Source organism: Streptomyces sp. NPDC025793, from assembly GCF_055558375.1.
The window spans coordinates 1-2,744 of the sequence record NZ_JBVHMR010000130.1 but is presented as its reverse complement, the minus strand read 5'-3'; the positions used below and the strand labels follow the sequence as shown (position 1 = coordinate 2,744).

Annotated in this window: 1 protein-coding gene; it reads right to left on the bottom strand. The window is 73.9% G+C overall.

Annotation, left to right across the window (positions count from 1 at the left end):
- A partial coding sequence (locus ACZ4MF_RS48805; RefSeq protein ID WP_467500889.1) for an SDR family NAD(P)-dependent oxidoreductase occupies window positions 1-2,744 on the bottom strand: 2,744 nt, incomplete at both ends.

Genomic DNA, 2,744 nt, shown 5'->3' with positions numbered 1-2,744 from the left:
TGGTTGATCGCCGAACCCCGCACCACCGCCAGCACCTCATGCCCCCGCGCCACGGCGTCCGACAACCGCTCCAGCAGCAGCACACCCACGCCCTCCGACAGGGCGAATCCGTCCGCGCCCGCGGCGAAGGGCTTGCAGCGGCCGTCGGGGGCGAGGGCGCGCTGGCGGCTGAAGGCGACGAACGCCCCTGGTCCCGACATCACCGTGGCGCCGCCGGCCACCGCCAGGCTGCACTCGCCGGAGCGCAGGGCGCGCACGGCCAGGTGCAGGGCGACCAGGGACGAGGAGCAGGCCGTGTCGACCGTGACCGCCGGGCCCTCCAGGCCCAGGGCATAGGCGATGCGCCCGGACGCCACGCTGGCTGCCGATCCGGTCGCGAGGTACCCCTCGTTCTCGCCGGACGCGGCCCGCAGTCGGGTGGCGTACTCCTGGTCGGTCAGGCCGATGTACACGCCGGTCGAGCTGCCGCGCAGCGACTTGGGGCCGATGCCCGCGCGCTCCAGGGTCTCCCAGGTGGCTTCCAGGAGCAGCCGCTGCTGCGGGTCCATCGCGGTCGCCTCACGCGGCGAGATCCCGAAGAACCCGGCGTCGAACTCGGCCGCGTCGTGCAGGAATCCGCTCTCCCGTACGTAGCTGGTGCCGAGGTGGTCGGGGTCGGGGTCGTAGAGGGCGTCGAGGTCCCAGCCGCGGTCGGTGGGCAGCGGGGTGATGGCGTCCACGCCGTCGGCGACCAGGCGCCACAGGTCCTCTGGGGTGCGGACACCACCGGGAAAGCGGCAGCCCATCGACACGATGGCGATGTCGTCGTCCGCGTGAGCGCCGGCCGCGCGCACGAAGGCCGGGGCAGGTTGCGCGTCGTCGCGCCGGCCGTCGAAGGCGAGCTCGTCGATGTAGTCGGCGAGGGCGGAGATGCTGGGATGGTCGAAGACGACGGTGGTGGGCAGCTTCAGGCCCGTCGCACGGTGCAGGCGGTCGCGAAGCGCCACTGCGGTGAGGGAGTCGAAGCCCAGTTCCTTGAAGGCCGCCTCGACACTGACCGCCTCCGCGTCGGTGTGGCCCAGCGTCGCGGCCACGTGGGTGCCGACGAGAGCGCGCAGTGCGGCGGTACGACGGGTGGGTTCGAGGTCGGCCAGTTCGCGAAGCGTGGCGGAGGTCGCGTCGCCCGAGGCGCTGTCGGCTGCCGTGTCCGTCGTCCCGGAGCGGGCGCCGGACAGTTCCGACAGGAGGGCGCTTCCTCGCACGGAGGTGAACACCTCGGCGAACCGGCGCCAGTCGACGTCGGCGACCGCGATGACCGTGTCGTCGTGGTCGAGGGCCTGCTGCAGCCCGGTGATCGCGGTGGCCGGCTCGATGACGGGGAGGCCCCGGCGGCGCAGGCCGTCCTGCACGGACTCGGCGATCATGCCACCCCCGGCCCAGGGCCCCCAGGCCACGGAGAGCACCGGCGCGCCGGCGGCACGGCGTTGTTCGGCGCAGGCGTCCAGGATCGCGTTGGCGGCGCCGTAAGCGGCGTGGTCGGCGACGCCCCAGGTGCCCGAGATCGACGAGAAGTAGACCACGGCGTCGAGTTCGGCCGCGTCCAGCACCTCGTCCAGGCGTGCGGCGCCGAGGACCTTGCCGGACAGGGTGGCGGCGAGGTCGTCGACATCGGTCTCCGTGATCGGGCCGAGGACGCTCACGCCTGCCGCGTGGATCACGGACCGGACCGGAGTTCCGGCTGCGGCAAGGCCGTTGACCAGGTCGGCAAGGGCCTCGCGGTCCGCGGTGTCACAGGCGGCGACGGTGATCCGGGTGCCGTGCTGTGCGAGTTCCTGCCGCAGCTCGGCGAGGTGGGAGTCGTCACCACGGCGACTGGTGAGGACGAGGTGTTCGGCCCCGCGCGTGGCCAGCCAGCGGGCGACGTGGGCGCCGAGCGCCCCGGTCCCTCCGGTGACGAGGACGGTGCCGCCCGGCCGCCAGTCACGCGGCGCCCGCTTGCCGCCGGTGCGAGCGTGGACGAGCCGACGGCCGTATGCCGTGCCGTCCCGCAGCGCCACCTGGTCCTCCGCCGTGCCCGCTGTGACGGCGTCCAGCAGCAGGCCGACGGCACCGGCCGCCCCGGCCGCCGGGAGGTCTACGAGTCCGCCCCAGCGCTTGGGGTGCTCCAGTGCGGCGGTCCGGCCCATGCCCCAGACACCCGCCTGCGCGGGCGCCGTCGGGCCGTCGTCCTCACCAGTGGCCACGGCACCCTGGGTCACGCACCAGAGGGGTGCGTCGATTCCCGTGTCGCCGAGGGCCTGTACGAGCGTGAGGGTTCCGGCGAGGCCGAGCGGTACGGCCGGCTGTCGCGGGTGCGGTCGCGCGTCGAGCGCCAGGAGCGACAGCACACCGGCGAACGCGTCGGCGGGTGTCTCAGTGGGTGTGCCGGCGGATGCGAGGAGAGCGCCGAGAGCCGTACGGTCCAGTCGGCCGGCGTCGACGGCGACGACGACGGAACGAGCACCACGGGCCGCCAGCTCGTCCTCAAGCGCGGCTCGCAGCTCGGTGACCAGTTCGTCGCCGTCCATCGGCTCAGGGAGGACGATCAGCCAGGTTCCCTCGACAGCTGCGGGGACGGTGGTGGGCAACGGCCGCCAGTCCACACGGTGCCGCCATCCGTCGACCACGCCTCGTTCGCGGCGTGCGGTGCGCCAGGCGGCGAGGGCCGGAACGACACGCTCCAACCCCTCCGCAACCCCGAGCGTGCCCGCCAACTCCGCCACATC